Origin of the sequence: Halococcus salifodinae DSM 8989, assembly GCF_000336935.1 — an archaeon.
Classification (GTDB): Archaea; Halobacteriota; Halobacteria; order Halobacteriales; family Halococcaceae; genus Halococcus; species Halococcus salifodinae.
This window is the reverse complement of the sequence record NZ_AOME01000002.1, coordinates 48,503-65,577: the sequence shown is the minus strand read 5'-3', so window position 1 is coordinate 65,577 and position 17,075 is coordinate 48,503. Positions and strand designations below refer to the sequence as shown.

Below are 17,075 nucleotides of genomic sequence, written 5' to 3'. Positions count from 1 at the left end.
GACCGAGGTTCGCGGCCGGCCGGTCTATAACTTACGGAAACTTTTGCGCACAGGAGGATTATCGTGGGTTATTGCCACCGTCACGCTCGTTCTGCTCGTCCGCCGTCCCGCGCGCATCGAGCAGGAGGGCGAGATACGACGTTCGGAGCTGGTCGTCGGGATCGAGGTCGAGGTCGGCGAGGCGTTCGCGCGCGCCGTCGCGAGCGGCATCGATCTCGGCCTCGGTCTCGACGGTGCGCTCGATCTCGACGAACTGTCCCACGTCCGTGACGCTATCGAGCGCGATCGTGTACTCCCCGAGAGCGAACCGTTCGCGGTGTTTTCGCACGCTGGCGGCGGGCGAGAAGCCGAGGGCTTCGACGATCGTCTCGGCCGCCTCGGGATCGTCGACGACGGTTTCGGCTTCCTCACGGGTCTTCGACGTGGTGTCGACGAGCGGCCCCTTGTAGGTGAGGTGGGCCGTGCTCTCCTCTGTGCCTTCCACGTCCTCTGGGTTCTCCACGTTCTCCTCCCGCGTCTCGCGGCGGAGTCTGAGCGCCTCGTCGGTTTCGGCGAACGATCGGTGTGGTGCGTGGTAGTAAGTGTCGTTCTGCTCGACGGTGCCGAGGCACGTGGCCTCGCGGGCCACGAGCGCTTCCCGGACCGGTTCGTGGGCGGCACGGACCTTGAGTTCGACTTCGTACATTCGGTAGCCTCTGGCGGGTGCCACTCGCCTCCGCTACATGAGCGCCGCGATGGACTACTCGTCCGCTTTCCAGCTCACCTCGATGCTGATCGATTCGCGCTTGTCGCCGATCATCGGCTCCCGTTCGCTCACTTCGATGTCGTACTCGACCGTTTCGTCCGGGCTGAGCGTCACCGACTTGTTGCCGACGGCGACATCGATCTCGCTTTCGGTGTCACGTAGCTCGTTCGCGAGCGATTCCAACTCTCCCGCGACGTCCTCCCGTGAGACTGTCTGGCTCGCGGTGGTAGTATCAACCATACCATAGTAGACACGCCTGAATATAATAAGATCTCCGCCGCTCGTCGTCGGAGCGTTTCGATTCGTCTGCTCGAAGCTACCGAACTCGAAACGTTGTTCTTAAACGTCGAACGGGTGTGAGTGCGCACATGACCGACGATCAGCCCGAGGCCGCCGAACCGAACGACGAGCCCAGCGATGCCGACGATGCCGAATCGAGCGGCATCCAGGAGGGAGACTTCGTCCGTCTCGCGTACACCGCCCGCTCGGTCGAGAACGACCAGCTCGTCGACACTACCGATCCAGACGTCGCCGAGGAGGAAGGCGTCGATGACCAGCAGCAGACCTTCGAGCCGCGCGTGATCGCGGTCGGTGCGGGCCATCTCTTCGACGCCGTCGAGGAGGACTTCATCGGGGGCGAGGCCGGCGACTCCGGCTCCGTGACCGTGCCCGCGGCCGAGGCGTTCGGCGAGTACGACGAGGAAGAGGTCCGGACGCTGAGTGCGGAGAAGATCCCCGAGGACGACCGGTATCCCGGCGGCCACGTCGACATCGAGGGCGAGCACGGCCACGTCAACACCATCATCGGCGGCCGCGCGCGCGTCGACTTCAATCACCCCCTCGCGGGCGAGGACGTCGAGTACGAGTACGAAGTGCTCGACACCGTCGACGACCGGATCGAGCGCGCCGAGGGAATGTTGGGGATGTACTTCGACGCCGACCTCGACATGCGGATCGAGGTCGACGAAGTGGAAGAAGAGCGGATGGTCGAACCCGACGAGGCGGCGGACGAGGACGACGACGAGGAAGCCGAACCCGAGTTCGAGACCGAGACCGTCGAGAAGGAGACGCTCTACATCGAGCAGTCCCAGCAGCTCCAGTTCGACCAGCAGTGGATGATGGGCAAACAGCAGATCCTCGGCGACCTCATCGACCGGCTCGATCTCGACCGCGTGATCGTCGAGGAGGTCATCGACGGCTCCGGCGGGATGATGGGCGGCATGGGTGGCATGATGGGCGGTATGGGCGGCGGTGGCGAGGAGGCCGACCTCGAAGCCATCGAAGAAGAGCTCGAAGACGCCGACATCGACGCCGACGAGATCACCGAGGAGCTCGGCGACGTCGACGAGTAATCGTCCAACAGCGGTACTCTTTCGACGACCGTATTCCCCGGAGCCGTCGATTTTCCCCAGTCCGACGCCGACTCTCCCAGCACGCGCTGCACGCAGTCGACGACCTCGTTCGCCCGGAACGGCTTCTCGACGTGATCGGCCACGTCGACCGCATCATCGATCTCTTCACGGGATTCTGCCGCCGTCAACAACACCACCGGCAGGATGGTATCGACCTCGTCGCGACCCCGAAATCGTGTTTCTCGGGCGTAAACCGGAGTCGCTCGCGGATTCCAGCGTCGTCGACGATCTGAACCGTTCGCGTCATCGGTCTTCGTCGTTCGTTGCAGCTGTCGAGCTACTGACTGGGAAACGTATCGACGACCCGATCGATGGGACTCCGAGTTGCGCTGCGCTCTCCCCGTTAGTCGGTCGTTCGGTGATGGAACCGGTATCTCAGGCGATGTCGCGGCTGGTGTCGATCTCGACGCGATCGGTGAGCTGGAGCTTGAGGGTCTCGGTGAGCGCGCGTCCGCCGCGGAACTTGGGGACCGCGAGTCTGGTTTCGACCGCCGTGCCGGCGGTGGTGGCGGTCAGCCGGAGGATCACGTCTGCCATGTGGGCGGTGGTGTCGCGTAGCGCCGGCACGTTTCGGCCGTCGAGACAGTGGAGCACGGCGACGCTTTCGGTGTCGACGACGTGGCGGCGGAGTCGCGTCATGAACTCCCGAAAACGCGGGCGGTCCTCACGTTCGAGCACGGTGTGGGGATCGACGATCAGCGTCGAGCGCTCGGGGAGATCCCCGGACAGCTCGATGGCGTGATCGACCCGCGAGTCCGCGGCGACGGACTGGATCGTCGGATCGCCGGTGTCGATCGATGTCCGTCCGAGCGCGTCGGCCACGGCGAGTTCCGTTCGGTCGAGCGTGAGATACAGCGTCTCGCGCGGGGCCATGAACTCATACAGTAGGAGTTCGGCCTGGCTCGCTGGCGGCGCGGTCAGCGCGACGATGCTTCCCGGCGGAATGCCGCCGCCGAGGCGCTGGTCGAGGAGGTCGATCCCGGTGGGAAGACGCGACGACATTATTCACTCCTGAGTTCGGCGCTGGATAAAGCTTGCTCACGCTCGAATCATGGTCGGATTCGGCACGCGGACCGGCATCCGGAACGCGGGTCACTATCCCGAACGCCGCCGACAGCGCGCGGTGGCGGCGGTTCCGCAAACGGAAACGGCTATCCGTTGGCCCGTTCGAGAGGGCGCTATGCGGGTCTCGGTCGTCCTCTGTACGTACGATCCGGCGCAGTTCGATGTCTTCAGTGAGGCCGCCGACACTGTCCTCGACCAGACCCATTCACCCGTGGAGCTCGTGATCGTGGTCGACGGGCGACCAGACCTTGCCGAGCGAGTGCGGGAAGCGTACGGCGAGCGCGAGGACGTCGTGATCCACTGCAACGACGCAAACCGGGGACTGCTCGAAAGTCGGAACACGGGCGCAGAGCTCGCCTCGGGTGAGGTCGTCGCGTTCGTCGACGACGACGTCCGGGCCGACCCCGAGTGGGTCGAGCGCCTCGTCGGGGCCTACGAGCGCACCGGCGCACCCGCGGTCGGCGGACGGATGACCCCCGAGTGGGTCGCTGGCCGACCGGCCTTCCTCCCTGCGGAGTTCTTCTGGCTCGTTGGCGTCACCCATCGCGGGTTCGGCCCCGACGGTGACGAGACCGCGGCGGGCGAAGTCCGGAACACGTTCGGTTCGAACATCTCGTTCGACCGCGACACGTTCCTCGACCTCGGCGGGTTCGATCCAGCCATCGGCGGTCGGAAGGGGGATGCGAACCTCCAGGGTGGCGAAACCGAGCTCTGCGCCCGCCTCGAACGCGAGTACGGCCACGGCGTCTACTACGTCCCCGACGCACGAGTGGCACACAAGGTGTTCGAGTACCGCACCCGGCCGGGGTGGCTCGCCGACCGCGCGTTCTGGCAGGGCTACTCGAAGCGAGCGATGGAGACCTTCGTCGCCGACTCGACGGGCGAGGAAAGCGCGTTTCTCGGCCGACTCCTCGTCGAGTTCTTCCCCGGTCGACTGTGGGACCTCCTCCGTGAGCCGTCACGCGAGCACGCAGCCAGGCTGGTCGGGCTGGTCGCGTTCACTGCTCTGGTGGGGATCGGCTACTGTTACGGACTCACCCAGTATCCCAACGATCTCGGGTCGGCGGCATGACGAACCCCGACGGCGAGCGGGAGGGCAGTACGGCCTTGCGAGTGCTGTGGCTCACACCCGACAAGCCGGCGGACATCAGCGTCGGGCGGCGGCGGATCGCCGAACACCTCCGCAAGGACGGGATCGACGTGACGCTCCGCGGGACTACCCCGCAAACGCTCCTCGCCTCGCTCCGCGAACGCGACAGCTACGACGTCGTCGTGGGAACGACGCGCTCGGGCGCGATGGCCGGCGTCGTCCTGAAACTCCTCGGAACGCCGTTCGTGGTCGACCACATCGATCCCATCCGGCAGTTCGCCGACACTCACTCTTCGGAACTCGCGTTCGCGGTCCGGGCCGCCGAAAACGTCGCCTTCACGCTCGCCGATCACACTCTCTACGTCTACGAGGAGGAACGAGATCGCGTCCGGCGGTACGCCCGCGCCGCAACCGCAACCGACCTCGGGGTGGCGTACGATCGGTTCGCCGATCCCGACCCGGCAAGCGTCGAGCGCGCACGCGACCGTCTCGCCACCGTGGGGATCGACGCCGACGACCGAGTGGCGATCTACGTCGGCGGTCTCGAACCGATCTACCACATCGACGAACTGCTCGCGGCGATCGAGCGCCTGGACGGGTGGACGCTCGTCGTGCTCGGTGCGGGATCATTGGTGGAGCATGTCGAGCGCGCCGCCCGCGAGTGCGAGAACGTCGTCTTTCTCGGAACGGTCGATCACGACGCGGTGCCGGGCTATCTCCACGCCGCGGACGTCGGAATCTCGCTGGTTGATGACCCACACACGCTGAAAGTGCTCGAATATGCGGCAGCGGGGCTGGGCGTCGTGCAGGCTCGCGGCCGCGCCGAGGAGCGCTTCGGCGAGCACGTCACGTTCTGCGACCCGACGCCGACGGCCATCGCCCGGGCCGTGCGACGAGCGGGCGATGGTGGAGCCAGCGACGAGGACGGAGCCGACGACGAGAAGGGAGCCACCGAGGCGTTCCGGACGTTCGTTCGCAGGTTCGATTACGAGCGGGTGGCGGCGACGTACGGGAAGGTACTCGAAGGCGTGGCGAGGGGAGAGGGCCGATAACCGACGAGAGAAGCCGAGGCGAGGGGGAAAATCATCTCACGACACTGAGTCTCAGTACCAGGATAGTGCAATCGACTATCCCTGTCTGACAGAAGCGAGAACGCTTCCGCCGGAGTCCTGTTCCGGCCGTCAACGATTCTATCGTGATCCTGATGGTCGGCTGTCTTGCCTCCGTCGGGGCCATCACAGTCAGCAACTAGTAGCGGAAGTGGCCCCCGGTTTGGCGCTCTCGCCGCGATATGCACCATTGTGTTCGGTTCGTTGTCCTTCCGTGACTGAACATCGGGCGATGAACCGATGCAGGACTCGGTTGTTCGGATGGTGAGAGGGACTGTCGTCCGTCATTTCGGTACGCCATCGGTACGGGGCCGGCGGCTACCGGGAAACAGTGACAACGATCCCTCCCAGTCCCAGGCATGCCGGCACCGCGAACGTAACGCTCATGATCGTCGGCCGTGCCCTCCTCCCAATGGAGCGATCGCCCGCGTACTGGCTCGGAAAGTGGGGTCGGTACGCCATCGAGGAGTCGCGACGGAACGGACTGGACGGCGCACGTGAGGGGCTGTTGGACGCGTGGCGAGACGTGTTCGTGGTCGCGAATCAGCGCCTCGTCGAGGCCGTCGGCAACCCCGGCCGGCCGATCTACGAACCCGACTGGGACGTGCTGCTGGTGCTCGATGCCTGCCGCACCGATCTGCTCCACGAGGTCGCCGACGAGTACGAGTTCCTCGGCGAGATCGGCACCTTCCGCTCACGGGCGAGCATGTCCGAAGACTGGCTGGCGCGCAACTTCACGCCGGAGTACGCCGACGAGATGGCGCGGACGGCATACGTCACCGGGAACCCGTTCGCCCGTGCGCTCGACGATGATTCGTTCGCGCTCCTCGACGAAGTGTGGGAGTACGCATGGGACGAACAGTACCACACGATCCCCGCGCGGCCGCTGACCGATCGCGCAATCGACACGTGGCGACGCCGCGAGGACAACGGGGTTGAGCAGATGGTCGTCCATTACATGCAGCCCCACGCACCGTTCGTGCCGGACCCCAACCTCGGATCGTTCGGCACGCCCGACGACTTCGGCGAGGGATCGTTCGGTAGCCTGTGGTCGGAAGCCGGCTACACGATCCCCGCCGAGGAGGTCTGGGCGGCCTACCGCGACAATCTTCGGTACGTGCTCGACGACATCGAGGTTCTCTTGGAGAACATGGACGCCGAACGGGTCGCCATCACCGCCGACCACGGCAACGCTTTCGGCGAGTTCGGTCTCTGGGGCCACGATTCCGACGTGCTCCTCCCGAGCGTCAGACTCGTCCCGTGGGCCGAGACGACCGGCCGCGACACCGGCGAGTACGAACCGTCGGTCGAGCCACGGGAGGCCGACACGGCAGCCGTCGAAGACCGACTGCGTGCCCTCGGCTATCGGTGAGCTATCGCAATCGTTCCTGTACGGCTTCGAGCAGTTCCAGCAGCCGACGATGCCCGAAAGGAAGCAACGAGACAGCCAGCAGCGTGAGCGTCCGCGGGTCGGTGCGATCCGCCGCAAACGCCGTTCGAAGCGCCGTACGGGCGGCTGTCGCGTCGCCGGCGCGGAGCAGTCGTTTGCCGCGTTTGTACCGCGCCTTGCGTTCGAGCGCCGTCCGGTGGGACGTGACTGATGGCAGCCGCTCACAGAGGTCCGCGATCACGTCACGCTCCGCCTCGTACATCGTTTCGATATCGGAGCTCATCGAGTCGTCGCGGCGGGTGTAGTACGCGAGCGGCTCAGCGACGCGGGCGGGCGTGTAGCGGGCGAACAGCCGCGCCCAGAGGTGGCGATCCTCGACCGCCGGCAGGCGCTCGTCGAAGCGCTCGTCGACGAAGCAGTCCCGGCGGGCCACGACCGTCGGCATCGGCACCCCACCCTCGTAGAGAAAGTCGATGTGATGGCTGTCGGGGTTTTGGACGGGGAGTGCGGACAGGTAGCGCGTGCGTCCCGCTTGGCGGAGATACACGTCGGCGTAGACGACGTCCGCACCCGCATCGAGCGCCGCGAGCTGTCGTTCGGTTTTTTTCGGTCGCCAGCGGTCGTCGGCGTCGAGAAACGCGATCACGTCGCCCGTGGCCGCGTCGAGGCCGGTGTTTCGCGCCGCCGCGAGCCCGCGCGGCTCCTCGTGGATGTACTCGAAGCCCACGGTGTCGGCGGCGAGATCGCGAAGCCACGCCACGCCAGAACTATCCACAACGATGAGTTCGATGTTTTCGTGCGTCTGGGCCGCAATGCTTTCGAGAGCCTCCGGAAGGTATTCGGCGTCGCCGTAGGTCGGCACGATGGCCGACACCAGCGGCCCGGGGCCGGTCCGCAGCGAATCGGGCAGCGAGATGGCGTCCGTCACGGTTCTCGTCACTCAACCGGGCGGCGGGGTTTACACTGTTCCGATCCCGACGGCTCTCTCGTGGGTGGATCGACGGCCGAACGGGGCCGTTCGATTGCCGTCGGAGCTGCCCTGCTCGTCGGTAGCGAAGCGAAACGCCCAATTCCCGCTCGCGGAGAAGCGATGGTATGCACTCCGAACGCCAGCGCGACGACGGGCCATCGGACGCCCGTCTCGCCGGGGTTCGTCGGCTCGTGACGGCGTGTTTCGGTGGCCTGCTGAAGGGGCTACTCTACGCGCTCGGGTTGGTGTCGCCGCGCGACGAACGGCTCTGGGTGTTCGGCTGTAACGGCGGGACCCGCTTTGCCGAGAACTCGAAATATCTCTTCTTGCACGCCGCAAACGAACACGCGGACGAGGTTCGTCCGGTGTGGCTCTCTCGCCGCTGGGACATCGTCGGCGAACTGCGCGAACGCGGCTATGAGGCCCACCACGCCGACACGCTGTACGGGAAGTACGTCACGCTCCGCGCCGGCACCGTCTTCTTCACCCACTCGCTCAACGACGTCGTGATGTCGTGTGCGATCGGTGCGCGAGCGGTCAACCTCTGGCACGGCGTCCCCTTGAAGCGGGTTTCGCTCGACGACAGCTACTATCTCCAGCGGATGGGGTGGGCGAACCGACTCAAAACGCGGCTGCTCTATCGAAGCTACGATGACGTCGTGACCACCGCTGCGAGTCTCGTTCCGAAGTTCGCCTCGGCGTTTGCCACGAGCGAGGCGTCGGTCGTGTCTCTCGGCTACCCGCGCAACGACGCGCTCTTCGGGACCGTCTCCGGGGCGGACATCGGCTCCGATCCGACGATGCTCTCGCGGCTACGGGAGCTACGGGCCGACAACGACGTCGTGGCGTACGTGCCGACGTGGCGGGAAACCGGCGGCAACCCGATCGCGGACGCCGACATCGATCTCGCCGCACTCGATGCGTTCCTCGCCGAAGAGGGGGCAGTGTTACTCTGCAAGTTCCACCCGAGTACCGAGATCGCCTTCGACGACGGCGCGTACGACCGGATCGTTGCGGTGCCGGCGGGGCTCGACGTTCACGCGATGCTCCAGCACGTCGACTGTCTGCTGACGGATTACTCCTCGCTCTATTTCGATTTCCTGCTCCTCGATCGCCCGCTGGTGTTTTTCCCCTACGATCTCGAACGGTACGTGGCCCGAGACCGGGAGCTGTACTTCGAGTACGAGACGGTGACGCCCGGCCCCGTGGCGACCGACGGCGCTGAGCTCCACACGGCGATTACCACGGCGCTCGGCGACGACGATCCGTACGCTGCCGAGCGGAAACGGGTGCGCGATCGGTTCTTCGACGATCCCGACGGGAACGCCGCAGAGCGGGTGTACTCGTTCGTGCGTTCGGCCGGAGAGTAACGTATCGCCTGACGATTGCTGGCAGCCGCGGACCGAGCGCCGGCGGCACGCCGTCTCCGGGATTCCACAGTCATATAAACCGACACCGACATGGGAGGGACAATGACCGAGAACGACCACGCCGTCGTGCTCGCGGCAGGCATGGGGAGACGGTTGCAACCCCGTACTGACGATACACCGAAGACACTGCTGTCAGTCGGCGAAAAGCCCATTCTCGGCCACATCTTCGCTGCGCTTCGAGCGAACGACTACCGCCGCGTCACGATGGTCGTGGGCCACGAGGCCGCACGGATTCGCGACTACTGTGCTGACGTCTCGGCGTTCGAGATCGACTACATCGAAAACGAGCGCTACGCCGAGACGAACAACCTCTACTCACTCTGGCTGGCGCGCGAAACGCTTACAGACGGGTTCACGCTGGTCAACGCCGATACGCTGTTCTCGCCGGAGACCGTTGGCCGCCTCGTCGCCGCCACAGGGCCGACGCTGGTCATCGATCAGGAGAAGTCACTCGATGACGAGGAGATGACCGTCGCCATCGACGGCGGAACGGTCGTCGACATCGGCAAAGAGCTCGCTGCGGCCGACGGCGAGTACATCGGCCTCTGTAAGTTCGACGCCGAGAGCGCGAGACGGCTGGTCGAGACGCTCGGTGAGTTCATCGAGAACGAGGCGCTCGGCGAGTGGTACGAGCGCGCGTTTGCCGAACTGTTCGGCGACGTCTCGGTTGGCTGCGTCGCGCCAGTCGGCCCGTGGGTCGAAATCGACGACGCCGAGGACCTTCGTTCCGGACGGGAGCTGTACCGAACCGTCGAGGCCGACGGCATCGATGGCTGACGCTCCGGGACCGCGAGCGCCGAGCGCATGGCCGTCGCCGATGGTTGTCGCCCGACCGAGAGAACGAAGACGTTCTCACCCATCCGAGACGGGGCGAGAGCGATGAACGCCCGGCGGCTCGTTCGCTACGCTGTCGACGAACTCGCCACCCATTACGACGATGGACAGTGGTGGAAGGACCGTCTCGTCCAGCGAATCGTCCGGCCGTTCCAGACGCGGGTTCATCCGGGCGACGGTGGCATCGGGGTGATGGACGAGGAGTGGGATACGCTCGTGGTGCTCGATGCTTGCCGGGCCGATCTGTTCGAAACGGTTGCCGACGCCGATGCGTTCGACGACTACCGCCGCGTCACTAGCCGTGGAAGCATGACCGCCGAGTGGGTTCGCCGGAACTTCGCCGACGAGTCGTTCGGTGACACGGTGTACGTTTCGGCCAACCCACACGTCTCGCTGGCCGCCGGCGACTCGTTTCACGAGCTCGTGGAAGTCTGGCGGACGGCGTTCGACGAGGACGAGCAAACCGTGCTCCCCGAGGCGGTCGTGGATGCCACGCTCGCGGCCCACGAGCGCCATCCCGACAAACGGCTCATCTGCCATTTCATGCAGCCACACTACCCGTTCGTGGGGTACGAGCGTCGGTTTACCGGCTGGCATCCCGACCGAATCGCCGGCCCCGAACGCCGGTCGCCGGATGCGGAGGACCCGTGGCAGGCCATCGAGCGGGGAACGGCCGATCGTGACGAGGTGTGGGCGGCCTACGCCGAGAACCTCGAACTCGTGCTCGAACACACGGCGGACCTCGCAGCGGAACTCGACGGGCGGACCGTGCTCACTACGGATCACGGCAACGCGATCGGTGAACGCGCGTGGCCACTCCCGCTGCGGCTGTACGGCCACCCCGAGGGGCTTCGACTGCCGGCGCTGGTGAGGGTGCCGTGGGCGACCATCGACGGCGAGCGACGGACAGTGGTCGACGAGGGCACTCACTCGGTGTCGGCCGCCGAGGGCGATGACGTCGAGCGACGACTGCGAGCACTGGGGTATCGCTGACCGATGCGGATCGGCCAGACCTCGATCATCGGCTTCGGTTCGCAGATCATCTCGACCGCGGTCGGGTTTCTGGCGACACTGGCCATCGTGCGGGTCCTTGGCGACGACGTCTTCGGGACCTACACCGTCGTTATCTCGGTCGTGGTCTGGTTTCAGATCGTCGGCGATCTCGGGGTCCGCAAGGCTGTCAACAAGCGTCTCAGCGAAGCCGGTGACGACGATGCCTACCTGCTGGCGGGGGCCACGCTACAGTTGGCCGTCTTCGTCGTGATGGCAGTGCTGCTCGTCGTGGCGTGGCGGTTTGTGGGCGTGCTCCCCGAGCGACCGATCACGGACGCCATCGAGAACTACACGCCGTTCATCGTGCTGTTGTTGCTCGTGAGCATCGGCTACTCGTTTCTGCGTGCGGTGCTCAACGGTCGCCATCTGGTTCACGTCGCCGCGGTGCTCGGCTCGACTGAACGCTCGCTGCGGAGCGTCCTCCACCTCGGGGTCGTGTTCGTGGGGCTGGGCATCACGGGGCTGTTCTGGGGCTATGCGGTCTCCGGGTTGGTGGCGACGCTCGCCGGGATCGCGCTTCTCGGACGTCAGAGGCCGCTCGGGATCACGCTCCCGACTCGACAGCATTTCTCGCGGCTGGTGTCGTACGCCCGATACTCGTGGCTCGGCGGCATCGAGACGCAGGCGTTCAAATCGATGGATACGATCGTCCTCGGTGCGTTTTTGGCGGCGAATCAGACTGATCTCATCGCAGTCTACGAGGTGGGGTGGAACATCGCCTCACTGTTTGCGGTGTTCAGCACGGCGATCAGCAACGCGCTGTTCCCGGAAGTCAGCCAGATCGCGAGCACCGACGGGCCGGGCCGGGTGTCGGGACTCGTCGAGGACGCGCTCGCCTATGCCGGGCTGTTCGTCATCCCCGGCCTCGTCGGCGCGGCGCTTCTCGGCGATGCGATCCTTTCGATCTACAACCCGGCGTTCGCGCGCGGTCACTGGGTGCTCGTGGTTCTCGTGATCGCCCGTCTGGTGTACGGATACAGCAACCAGTTCACTAACGCACTCAACGCCATCGACCGACCCGACGCCGCCTTCCGGGTCAACGGTGTGTTCATCGGTGCGAACCTCGTGCTCAACGTCGTTTTCGTCTGGCGCTACGGCTGGGGCGGGGCAGCGGTCGCCACAGCGATCTCGGCGGTGGTCTCGCTCCTCGTTGGCTACCGCGCACTGACCGCGGTCATCGACGTTCCCGTTCCGGTGCGAGAGCTCCTCAAACAGTGGCTCTCGGCGGCCGTGATGGGGATCGTGGTGCTCGGCGGTCGGATGGCCTTCGGCGCGTCGATCCCGGTTGCACTCGCACTCGCAGGCGTCGGTGCAGTGACGTACTTCACGGCGCTGTCGGTGGTATCCGAGCGGTTCCGAACCACGGTGCGTGACAATCTGCCCGACCAGTTGGTTAACGTCATACGGTAGTCACCACGAGCACTCTCGACGGGCGACCGTCGATCGTGATGCGGTGTTTGCCTACCGTCCGCCAGGGTACTTCCCGACACTCTCGTACTCCCAGATCAGCTCGAAGTAGCGCTGGAGCCCCGCGACGAACGATCCGTTCTCGGTGATCGCGGCCTGACGCAGGTGGTTGGGGATCTCGTCCTCCTGGACGAGCAAGATAGCGGTGCCGGTTTCGTAGTCCATGCTCGGATCGGCGAGCGTGCCCCGCCAGGGGAGCTGTTCGGTGCTGAATCGCAGTCCGACATCGGGAAACTCGTTCCGCAGTCGTTCGACGATGTCGGCCTGAATCGCGGCGTTCGATGCCGAGAGGTTGTCCGGATGGAGCACGAGCACGTCGACGTCGATCCCGCGTTCGAGTGCGTCGGCGAGCGCCGGCGCGACGGTGTCGAGGTACTCGAAGCTCTTCGAGAGAACCCGTATTTGACTACGGGCCTCGTGGTAGAGGCGTCTGGTTTCTGACTCGCTCGGCTCGCCGACGTCGACCACCGAGAACAGCTCCTCGGCGGGCGTGACGTCCTCGCTCGCTCGCTCGAATCGGGGTTCGAACTCGTCGAGGAACGCCTCGCGCCGGTCGTCGAGGTCCGTCCGAAATCCTTCGTAGTCCTGACGGCGGTTCTCGACCGCGCGATCGAGGATCGATTCGGGCGAGCGGGGCTGGTACCGTTTCGGGCGCTCGGGGATCACCTTCACGAACCCGCGGTCGGCGAGCGCGTCGAGCACACCGTAGATCCGGGCCTTCGGGATGCCGGTGGCCTCGGCGAGCGTCGGCGCGGTCGTCCGTCCGAGGCTGAACAGCTCGGTGAGCGCACCCTCCTCGTATTCGGTGAGGCCAACCCGATCGAGCGTTCCAGTGGGATCGGCGTCGGTCATACCGACGGTTCATCGGTCGGGGTTGTAACGCTGCCGGAGGCGCGTCGCGAGCGGCTGTGATGGGGCATATGACCGTCTCCGAGCGGTCACGACAGCTTTCGGAGCGGTGTGTCGTCTGTGATAACGAGCACCTCGTGGGTAGTGTTCGGATACGCAGATTCGATGCGACGGCGAACGATCGTAACCACTCGTCGGCAGTTGCTGGATCGGCGTGACTGAAACAGTTCGAGAACGAGGCGGTGCGTCGTTTTCCCTCGCGGAGGACACGTCCGGCGCTGTTACGATTTCCGTGTCGTTCGGAGCGGAAATCGAGGCCGTCGGCGGCGGCCTGCTTCTCCAGCGTGTTCGCGATGAAGCAGCTCGCGTTGTCCAAGACGATCGCGAACTGTTCGCCGAACTCGTGGCATATCGCCCGGAGACAGTGCTTCGCGACCTCAGCATTGAACTGGTTCCGTGTGAGAGCCACGAACCGTTCGCCGTCGTCGGTGACGGCTCCGAGCATGTTTACCCTCTCACGAGCGCCCGAGACCGGCAGTTTTGGGGATGAGTTCACCGGGAATCAATCGGGCTTCTGGTTGGTTGCGACCGTTCGGAATGCTGACCGATCGCGACGATCCGATAGCCCTCTGCCTTCAGCGTCGGCCACTTTTTTTGAACTGGTTGTGCCAGTGTCGCTGCTCTCCTGAGTCGGCCTGATAGGCGATCGACTGGGCTGTCTGGATCGACAGCCCGATCTTGTGCATCACGTGGTAGATGTGTGCGAGCGGGTACTCAACGCGGAAGTTCTCAGCGATAAACTCCCGGACAAGCGGCGGTTTCCAGGCTGGTGCGTCGACGCCAGCCTGGCTGATCAGGCTGGCGTGCGCTGCTCACGCCGCTGCAGCGTCGCTGGCGGAGTGTCGCGACCTCTGCGAGTGGTTCGGCGTCAGNACGCCAGCCTGGCTGATCAGGCTGGCGTGCGCTGCTCACGCCGCTGCAGCGTCGCTGGCGGAGTGTCGCGACCTCTGCGAGTGGTTCGGCGTCAGCCGAACCCGTGCCACCATTCACCACTGGTACCAATCCTACGCCGACCACTACGATCAGGACTTCACCGCCGACCCGGATCGTATCGCCGCCGACGAGAAGCAGATCCAGCTCGCTGAGGAGGAGAAGGTGTGGCTCTACGCCGCTATCGATGTCGATTCGAAAGTCGTGCGTGAAGCACGACTTTCTCAAAATCACGGGATTGGGCCCGCAACGACGTCCTCTGCGAATTGAAGGAGGAGCACCGCTCGGAGACGCGGAGTTCCTCGTCGACGGTATGGGTTACCTGACGGCGCTGGCCAAGACCGATCTGCTGGGCGACCTCAACTACTCCGAGCGGAACATCGTCGAGAAGCTGTTCCAGACCTACACCATGCGTGTCGGCCGATTTCACGAAACCTGGAACGGCAGTCAGCCAGCGTTCGGCGCTTGGCTGACTGCCGACACCGCCTCCTACGATCACCTCAGAAACCACCAAACGCTGGAGAATCAAATCTCGCTCGAACTACTCGAACTGGAGAGCTCAATCTAGCAGTGCCGCGACCTGAATACTGTATGAAAACGTGTACAATCGGTGGATGTACGAAAGCACACGAGTTCCGTTGGTGATCTCGATATCAATCACTGGCAGTCCCGCGCGAACGCCGCGATTTTGCCGCGTCCAACGTCCGGCATCGCGTCGCGACGACTGGACGGGTTTTTGTCGCTCCGCGCCGCAGGTCGCCCCAATGAGCGCGGAGCCAGACCACGATCCCGACGGCGATCCGGGTCATGATCACGATTACGAGGAACTGGGTCTCGTCGCAGGCCTCGAGATCCACCAGCAGCTCGACACCGACACCAAACTGTTCTGTGGCTGCCCGACCGATCGGCGCGAGCCCGACAACTCGACCCATCGGTTCCGCCGATACCTCCATCCCACGCGGAGCGAGCTCGGCGAGATCGACGTCGCCGCGCTGGAAGAGGCGAGCGTCGAGCGCGAGTTCGAGTATCTCGCGTTCGACTCCACCTGTCTGGTCGAAGCCGACGACGAGCCGCCGGGACGGATCGACAGCGAGGCGGTCGACGTGGTGCTCGAAATCGCCGCGCTGCTCGACATGACGCCGATCGACCAGGCCCACGTCATGCGGAAGCTCGTGATCGACGGCTCGAACACGGCGGGCTTTCAGCGTTCGGCGCTCGTCGCGGACGACGGCGCGATCGAGACCTCGGCGGGCACAGTTGAAATCGAGGACCTGATGCTCGAAGAGGAAAGCGCTGGACGGGTCGACGAGACCGAATCGGGCGTGCGGTACGCGCTCGACAGGCTGGGAATCCCGCTGGTCGAGATCGGCACTCGGCCCGACATCACCTCGCCCGCTCAGGCGAAGGAGGCCGCCGAACGCATCGGGATGTTGTTGCGCTCGACTGGTACTGTGAAGCGCGGGCTCGGGACCATCCGCCAGGACGTCAACGTCTCGATCGCGGAGGGTGCGCGCGTCGAGCTCAAGGGCGTCCAGAGTCTCGACGACATCGACGACATCGTGGCGGGAGAGGTCCACAGACAGGTCGAACTCCTCGCGATCCGTGACGAACTCGACGAGCGCGAGGCGGGCGTCGGCGAGCCCGTGGACGTGACCGACGTCTTCGCCGGGACGGACAGCAGCGTGATCGACGGCGCGCTCTCGGGCGACGGCCGCGCGATGGCCGTTCGACTGGAGGGGTTCGCGGGGCTCGTGGGCCACGAGATCCAGCCCGATCGCCGGCTCGGCACCGAGTTCGCCGACCACGCCAAACGCCACGGCGTCGGCGGCATCTTCCACACCGACGAACTCCCCGCCTACGGCGTGACCGAAAGTGAGGTCGACGCGCTCCGGGAGGCGGTCGACGCGAGCGAGGACGACGCGGTGGCGATGGTCGCCGCCGATCCCGAACCAGCCGCGGCGGCGATCGAGGCGGTCGCGGAGCGCGCCCGCGCGGCGATCGCGGGCGTCCCGGAGGAGACCCGCGGGGTCCAAGAAACCACTTCGGAGTACCTCCGTCCGCTTCCTGGCGCGGCGCGGATGTACCCCGAAACCGACGTTCCACCCGTCGAACTCGACATCGAGAACGTCGAACCCCCGGAGCTCCTGACCGAGAAAGTCGACCGCTACGAATCAGAGCACGATCTCGACGCCGGCCTCGCAGAACAGGTCGCGTACGGCTGGCGGATGGGGCTGTTCGAGGCGGCAGTCGAGCAGGGTGTCGATCCCACGCTCGCGGCCCAAACCGTCGAGAGCACCGTCACCGAGCTCCGGCGCGACGGCGTGCCGATCGAGCAGCTGGACGACGATCGCTTCCTCGACGCTTTCGCGCTGCTCACCGCCGGCGAGGTCACGACGGAGGGGCTGCCCGACCTCCTCGCGACGCTCGCCGAGAACCCCGACCTCTCGCCGGCGGAGGCAGCCGATCAGGAGGGACTCGGGAGTGCGGGCAACGAGGAAGTCCGCGAGATCGTCGTCGAGGTGGTCGAGCGCAACGCGGATCAGGTCGAGACGGAGGGAATGGGCGCGTTCTCCGGGCTGATGGGCGAGTGCATGGGCGCGCTCGGCGGTCGCGCGGAGGGCGACACCGTGAGCGAACTCCTCCGCGAAGAGATTCAGAAACGGGCCTGAGA

At 65.5% G+C, this 17,075-nt stretch carries 15 protein-coding genes and 3 pseudogenes; 10 read left to right on the top strand and 8 right to left on the bottom strand.

From position 1 onward, the window contains the following. Nucleotides 1-58: 58 nt before the first annotated feature. Nucleotides 59-685, bottom strand: a complete 627-nt coding sequence (gene cyaB / locus C450_RS00315) for a class IV adenylate cyclase (RefSeq protein WP_005038601.1) — start codon at nt 683-685, stop codon at nt 59-61. Nucleotides 686-739: 54 nt separating this feature from the next. Beyond that, on the bottom strand, nt 740-985 hold the full coding sequence (locus C450_RS00310) for an amphi-Trp domain-containing protein (RefSeq protein WP_005038599.1): 246 nt from the start codon (nt 983-985) through the stop codon (nt 740-742). A 128-nt stretch (nt 986-1,113) separates the two neighbouring features. On the opposite strand from C450_RS00310, the gene C450_RS00305 reads away from it, so the two are divergent. Beyond that, on the top strand, nt 1,114-2,097 hold the full coding sequence (locus tag C450_RS00305; protein WP_005038598.1) for an FKBP-type peptidyl-prolyl cis-trans isomerase: 984 nt from the start codon (nt 1,114-1,116) through the stop codon (nt 2,095-2,097). Nucleotides 2,098-2,532: 435 nt separating this feature from the next. Here C450_RS00305 and C450_RS00300 read toward each other — a convergent pair whose 3' ends face one another. Continuing rightward, nucleotides 2,533-3,159, bottom strand: coding sequence for an RAD55 family ATPase (locus C450_RS00300; RefSeq protein WP_005038597.1), 627 nt, complete (start codon nt 3,157-3,159; stop codon nt 2,533-2,535). Between the two features lie 178 nt (nt 3,160-3,337). On the opposite strand from C450_RS00300, the gene aglG reads away from it, so the two are divergent. The 3 genes from aglG (at nt 3,338) to C450_RS00285 (ending at nt 6,793) form a co-directional block, all read left to right on the top strand. Further along, nucleotides 3,338-4,294, top strand: a complete 957-nt coding sequence (gene aglG, locus C450_RS00295) for a glucosyl-dolichyl phosphate glucuronosyltransferase (protein ID WP_049909757.1) — start codon at nt 3,338-3,340, stop codon at nt 4,292-4,294. After that, on the top strand, nt 4,291-5,364 hold the full coding sequence (locus tag C450_RS00290; RefSeq protein WP_005038595.1) for a rhamnosyltransferase WsaF family glycosyltransferase: 1,074 nt from the start codon (nt 4,291-4,293) through the stop codon (nt 5,362-5,364). The genes aglG and C450_RS00290 overlap by 4 nt, the downstream gene beginning before the upstream one ends. 469 nt (nt 5,365-5,833) lie before the next feature. After that, nucleotides 5,834-6,793, top strand: coding sequence for a hypothetical protein (locus C450_RS00285; protein ID WP_241430220.1), 960 nt, complete (start codon nt 5,834-5,836; stop codon nt 6,791-6,793). 1 nt (nt 6,794) lies between these two features. On the opposite strand, the gene C450_RS00280 is transcribed toward C450_RS00285, so the two are convergent. Then, on the bottom strand, nt 6,795-7,739 hold the full coding sequence (locus C450_RS00280) for a glycosyltransferase family 2 protein (RefSeq protein WP_005038593.1): 945 nt from the start codon (nt 7,737-7,739) through the stop codon (nt 6,795-6,797). Nucleotides 7,740-7,906: 167 nt separating this feature from the next. Between C450_RS00280 and C450_RS00275 the strand changes: the two genes are divergently transcribed. From C450_RS00275 to C450_RS00260, 4 genes are all read left to right on the top strand, one after another. Next, entirely contained in the window at nt 7,907-9,151 is a 1,245-nt protein-coding gene (locus C450_RS00275; RefSeq protein ID WP_005038592.1) for a CDP-glycerol glycerophosphotransferase family protein, read from the top strand. A 102-nt stretch (nt 9,152-9,253) separates the two neighbouring features. Then, entirely contained in the window at nt 9,254-9,988 is a 735-nt protein-coding gene (locus tag C450_RS00270; protein WP_005038591.1) for a phosphocholine cytidylyltransferase family protein, read from the top strand. Between the two features lie 102 nt (nt 9,989-10,090). Further along, a complete protein-coding gene (locus C450_RS00265; RefSeq protein ID WP_152424368.1) occupies nt 10,091-11,038 on the top strand; it encodes a hypothetical protein in 948 nt (315 codons plus the stop codon). A 3-nt stretch (nt 11,039-11,041) separates the two neighbouring features. Beyond that, nucleotides 11,042-12,508 (top strand): lipopolysaccharide biosynthesis protein, encoded by a 1,467-nt coding sequence (locus C450_RS00260; protein WP_005038588.1) that lies wholly within the window; start codon nt 11,042-11,044, stop codon nt 12,506-12,508. 51 nt (nt 12,509-12,559) lie between these two features. On the opposite strand, the gene C450_RS00255 is transcribed toward C450_RS00260, so the two are convergent. From C450_RS00255 to C450_RS20490, 4 genes and pseudogenes are all read right to left on the bottom strand, one after another. Then, the gene (locus C450_RS00255; RefSeq protein WP_005038586.1) at nt 12,560-13,417 is read right to left on the bottom strand and encodes a TrmB family transcriptional regulator; all 858 of its coding nucleotides are present in this window, start codon (nt 13,415-13,417) and stop codon (nt 12,560-12,562) included. Between the two features lie 157 nt (nt 13,418-13,574). After that, nucleotides 13,575-13,733, bottom strand: a pseudogene (locus C450_RS22530) (IS6 family transposase); the annotation flags it as partial. 3 nt (nt 13,734-13,736) lie between these two features. Beyond that, a pseudogene (locus tag C450_RS23400) lies at nt 13,737-13,970 on the bottom strand (transposase); the annotation flags it as partial. A 79-nt stretch (nt 13,971-14,049) separates the two neighbouring features. Beyond that, nucleotides 14,050-14,211, bottom strand: a complete 162-nt coding sequence (locus tag C450_RS20490; RefSeq protein ID WP_241430222.1) for a winged helix-turn-helix domain-containing protein — start codon at nt 14,209-14,211, stop codon at nt 14,050-14,052. Nucleotides 14,212-14,347: 136 nt separating this feature from the next. On the opposite strand from C450_RS20490, the pseudogene C450_RS23610 reads away from it, so the two are divergent. Beyond that, nucleotides 14,348-14,972: pseudogene (locus tag C450_RS23610) on the top strand (IS6 family transposase); the annotation flags it as partial. A 196-nt stretch (nt 14,973-15,168) separates the two neighbouring features. Beyond that, the gene (gatE, locus tag C450_RS00240) at nt 15,169-17,073 is read left to right on the top strand and encodes a Glu-tRNA(Gln) amidotransferase subunit GatE (RefSeq protein ID WP_005038582.1); all 1,905 of its coding nucleotides are present in this window, start codon (nt 15,169-15,171) and stop codon (nt 17,071-17,073) included. The last annotated feature ends 2 nt before the right edge of the window (nt 17,074-17,075 follow it).

Excerpts from the sequence above, each read along its gene's own strand:
- cyaB (WP_005038601.1), bottom strand. The coding sequence starts at position 685 with ATGTACGAAGTCGAACTCAAGGTCCGTGCCGCCCACGAACCGGTCCGG.
- C450_RS00310 (WP_005038599.1), bottom strand. The coding sequence starts at position 985 with ATGGTTGATACTACCACCGCGAGCCAGACAGTCTCACGGGAGGACGTC.
- C450_RS00305 (WP_005038598.1), top strand. The coding sequence starts at position 1,114 with ATGACCGACGATCAGCCCGAGGCCGCCGAACCGAACGACGAGCCCAGC.
- C450_RS00300 (WP_005038597.1), bottom strand. The coding sequence starts at position 3,159 with ATGTCGTCGCGTCTTCCCACCGGGATCGACCTCCTCGACCAGCGCCTC.
- aglG (WP_049909757.1), top strand. The coding sequence starts at position 3,338 with ATGCGGGTCTCGGTCGTCCTCTGTACGTACGATCCGGCGCAGTTCGAT.
- C450_RS00290 (WP_005038595.1), top strand. The coding sequence starts at position 4,291 with ATGACGAACCCCGACGGCGAGCGGGAGGGCAGTACGGCCTTGCGAGTG.
- C450_RS00285 (WP_241430220.1), top strand. The coding sequence starts at position 5,834 with ATGGAGCGATCGCCCGCGTACTGGCTCGGAAAGTGGGGTCGGTACGCC.
- C450_RS00275 (WP_005038592.1), top strand. The coding sequence starts at position 7,907 with ATGCACTCCGAACGCCAGCGCGACGACGGGCCATCGGACGCCCGTCTC.
- C450_RS00270 (WP_005038591.1), top strand. The coding sequence starts at position 9,254 with ATGACCGAGAACGACCACGCCGTCGTGCTCGCGGCAGGCATGGGGAGA.
- C450_RS00265 (WP_152424368.1), top strand. The coding sequence starts at position 10,091 with ATGAACGCCCGGCGGCTCGTTCGCTACGCTGTCGACGAACTCGCCACC.
- C450_RS00260 (WP_005038588.1), top strand. The coding sequence starts at position 11,042 with ATGCGGATCGGCCAGACCTCGATCATCGGCTTCGGTTCGCAGATCATC.
- C450_RS00255 (WP_005038586.1), bottom strand. The coding sequence starts at position 13,417 with ATGACCGACGCCGATCCCACTGGAACGCTCGATCGGGTTGGCCTCACC.
- gatE (WP_005038582.1), top strand. The coding sequence starts at position 15,169 with ATGAGCGCGGAGCCAGACCACGATCCCGACGGCGATCCGGGTCATGAT.